2 protein-coding genes are annotated in these 3,541 nt (G+C 57.0%); both read right to left on the bottom strand.

The window, feature by feature from the left end; all coding sequences use genetic code 11:
* The coding region (gpJ, locus tag AACU19_RS11490; RefSeq protein WP_105278882.1) for a phage attachment tail tip protein J at positions 1 to 2,999 on the bottom strand (2,999 nt) is incomplete at its 3' end.
* Between the two features lie 60 nt (positions 3,000 to 3,059).
* Positions 3,060 to 3,541 (bottom strand): tail assembly protein (locus tag AACU19_RS11485; RefSeq protein WP_198599089.1); only part of this gene is annotated, 482 nt, incomplete at its 5' end.

Below are 3,541 nucleotides of genomic sequence, written 5' to 3'. Positions count from 1 at the left end.
GTCCCGGCGTTCGCATTCACACTGCCACTGATATCCGCATTTTTCGCCGTCAGCTTTCCGTCCGGTGTCAGGGAAAAGGCCGGGGGATTGGCGCCGCTGGTAATGGTGGGGGCCGTCAGGCGCTTCAGGAACACGTCGTTCATGAATATCTGATCGCCCTGACCAACAAACATCGGTTTTGTGTTGCCATTCGCAGGATTAACCATCGCAATCCTGTCCGCCGCCAGCAGCACCTGACTCTGCATGCCGTCAGGGGTGTTCTCAATACCGGCACCAATACCCGCGATATAAAGGCGTCCGTCCTGCATCTGCTGCAGCTTCACAGCCCACATGCTGTTCAGGTTATTATTTGTATCAACCTGAACCTTCTGTATCTGCTGAATTGCCGCACTCTGGTCTTCCAGTTTCTTATTGACGGTCTGTGTGATTTCATTGCTGACATCCGTAATGGACGTCCTGATTTCAGCCAGATCAGGCGCCAGCTGACCGTTATCAATCTGCGTCCACAGCTCCTGAGCCAGATGGGTTTTTCCTATCTCGCCTTTGAAAAAATCCAGATAGCCGGATGCATCATCACTCGGCTGACCAACAGCCTCCACGAATGCCGATTTGCCAACGGTGTTCACACTGCGAACGTAAAAATAATAATCATGGCCCGGCCTGATATTGATACTGGCAGCTATCCAGTACAGCGCCGTGCCAAGATAGCGGGCTGTGGTTTCAACCTGCCTGATATCCGCAATCCGTTTTTCCGAGAACCAGAACTCAAACTGCACCGTCGGGTCATAAACCGCAAGATGCGGCGTGGCAGTTATCTGAAAATATCCCGGTGTCAGCTCAATCCGCGACGGCGCTGCCGGTGCGGCAATCCGGAACGATACCGATGCCGGATCGCCCTGCTGTCCCCACGCATTTACCGCCCGGACTGTCAGCCTGTAACGCCCCAGCGTCAGCTGCCTGAAGCGGTATGTGGTTTCCGTCGTCCGGGCCGTGCTGACCAGCCGCTCACTGCCGTCATCCGCTGTTACGGTCAGACGGAGCAGGAAGCTCACGCCCTTCACCACCTTCGGCGTGTCCCAGCGCGCCAGCACCTGATATTCCCCGCTGTCTGCGGTGACTTCGGCGGTCAGGTGCTGCACCGCTGGCGGCGTGACACCATTCACCGTGCCGCTCTGGTCGCCGTCAAAGTGCGCCCCGTTATCCACGATGGCCTCTTTTTCCGGTACATGCTGCACGGCAGTGATGGCATACGTGCCGTCATCGTTCTCACGGATACTCACACAGCGGAACAGGCGCTGACGCAACGTCGGCAACTTCAGCCCCCACACACTGTATTCTGCAACGCCGTCAGGAACCCGGTTCACTTTCACCTTAAGTCCGTCGGTGACGGACTGAACCTCCACGCTGACCGGATTACCACTTCCGTCAACCAGGCTTATCAGCGTGGTACCGGAGGATGGCAGCGTGATTTCACGGTCGAGCGTCAGCGTCCGGGTCTGGCTGTTCACCGCCAGCACGCGACCACCGGTGCTGATACCGGCATAGTCATCATCGCAGATTTCAATGACATCGCCCGGTACATGGCGAAGCCCTTCAGCACCCACGCTGAAATCCACGGTCTGCGTCTCCAGCAGTTCCGTTTTAATCAGCCACAGCCCGGCGCGGTGTGCCTGCCCCCGGCTGGTACAGCCAAAGGCATCCATCTTCGTGACATTACGACCGTAACGGGCAATGGCCTGCGTATCTTCAACAAGCTCTGTCGCCGTCTCCCAGCCGTTGTTCGGGTCAATCCAGTTCACCTCAACGGCATTATGGCGGTCCTTCAGGGCGCTGAAGCTGTAGCGGAACGGCGCGCCATCATCCGGCATCACCACATTACTGCGGTTATAGGTCCACACCTTATCCGACTGTCGGTCCTGCACGAACGTCAGCGTCTGCCCGTTCCATACCGGCATACAGCGCATCGCCGAGCAGAAATCACTGAGCACATCCCACGCCTTGCGCTGTGTGGTCAGGTAAGCGTTACAGGTGATGCGCGGCTCCGTGCCACCAAAGCCATCCGGCACCGACTGGTCGCAATTCTGGCCGATGACATACAGCGCCCATTTGTCCACATCCGCCGCACCGAGACGCTTCCCCATGCCGTAGCGCGGATGGGTCAGCATATCCCACAGACACCAGGCCATGTTGTTGCTGTATGCCGGTTTAAACGTCCCGTCCCAGATACCGCTGTATTGCCGCGTCTGCGGGTTATAGTTCGACGGCACCTGCAGAATGCGCCCGCGAAGATGATAATTACGGCTCACCTGCTGGCTGCCGAACTGCTCCGAATCCACCTGCACGCCGACCAGTGCCGTGTTCGGGTAGCACTGTTTCACATCGATGATTTCGGTGTATGACGACCAGAGCGTTTTGTTCTGCAGCTGGTCTGTGGTGCTGTCCGGTGTCATCCTGCGCATCCGGATATTGAACGGTCGCGGCGGCAGGTTATCCACCACCACCGAGGCCAGATACTGCGACGTGGTTTTGCCCTTAATGGTGATGTCTTTTTCTGTCACCCAGCCACCGTTACGTTGTATCTGAACCAGCAGGCGGACTTCCGACGGATTCCGGTCACCCTTTGAGGTGGTTTCCACCAGTGCCTGCACACCGAAGGTAAAGCGCAGACGGTCGATGTTTGCCGACGTGATGGTCCGGGTGATCGGCGTGTCGTATTTCACTTCCGTACCGAGCACCGTCTCGGAGCCGGAGGATTCAAACCCCTCCGGCGGTGTCTGCTCCTGCTCACCGGCCCGGAACACCACCGTGACGCCGGAGATATTGGTATTCCCCTCACTGTCCAGCACAGGTGTACTGTTCAGCAGCACGCTTTTTAATCCATCCACCGGACCTTCAACCGGCCCTTCGCTGATGGCATCGATCACACTCAGCAGCTGCGTGGACTTCAGGTTGTCCTTCGCTTCGCGCGGGGTATGCCCCTTACTGCTGCCTTTACCCATTCCTCACGCTCCATAAACGATAAAACCGCCCGCAGGCGGTTTCACATAAAACATTTTGCATCAGCGACCAATCACCACAACCTGACCACCGTCCCCTTCGTCTGCCGTGCTGATCTCCTGAGAAACCACGCGCGACCCCACACGCATTTCACCGTACAGAACGGGCAGGACATTGCCCTGGGCAACCATATTATCCAGTGAAGAAAAATAGGTGTTCTGTTTGCCGTTATCCGTTGTCTGTGTGCGGGGGGTTTTGGGTTTAGGGGCCAGCATCTGTGCAACACCGCCAAGCGTCATACTGGCACCGAGAGAAAACAGCAGATTACTCGCCATAATTCCTACTCCTGGCATCCATATAGCAACTGCCATAACAGCAGCCCCCAGCACTGCCTGAAAAATACCGCCACTTTTAGCACCCGCCAGACGCGGCACGATGTGGATCACGGCACCATTTTCCAGCGGCTCATTAAGACGGGCTGATAATTCGGTTTCACCTGCATCACGCCCGGCAATCCGTATCTGATACCAGCCCTCATTCAGTT

This window comes from Escherichia sp. MOD1-EC4550, assembly GCF_963876935.1.
GTDB classification, from domain to species: Bacteria; Pseudomonadota; Gammaproteobacteria; order Enterobacterales; family Enterobacteriaceae; genus Escherichia; species Escherichia coli_F.
Note: the sequence above shows the minus strand (reverse complement) of the source record. Positions and strands in the feature narration are given on the sequence as shown.